At 69.5% G+C, this 325-nt stretch carries 1 protein-coding gene; it reads left to right on the top strand.

Going from position 1 to position 325, the window contains the following annotated elements; genetic code table 11:
- Nucleotides 1-325: phosphopantetheine-binding protein (locus JK361_RS40790; protein WP_201828297.1), on the top strand; the 325-nt coding region annotated here is incomplete at both ends.

Below are 325 nucleotides of genomic sequence, written 5' to 3'. Positions count from 1 at the left end.
TGGTGTGGAGCGCGTCGGCATCGACGACAGCTTCTTCGACCTGGGCGGGCACTCCCTGCTCGCGACCCGGGTCATAAGCCGCATCCGCACCGCCCTCGGAGTCGAACTCCCGTTGCGGGCGCTGTTCGAAGCGCCCACCGTCGCCCAGCTCACCCGTCATCTGAGTGAGGCGGACGCGGCGCGCACGGCACTCGTCGCCATGGAGCGTCCGGCAAAGATCCCGCTGTCGTTCGCGCAGCGGCGCCTGTGGTTCCTCAACCGCCTCGAAGGGGCAGCGGCGTCGACGTACAACCTGCCCATCGCCCTGCGACTGACCGGCACCCTG

Source organism: Streptomyces musisoli (assembly GCF_016741855.1).
Taxonomy (GTDB): domain Bacteria; phylum Actinomycetota; class Actinomycetes; order Streptomycetales; family Streptomycetaceae; genus Streptomyces; species Streptomyces musisoli.
The sequence above is the reverse complement of the archived record's forward strand: the minus strand, read 5'-3'. Positions and strand labels throughout refer to the sequence as shown.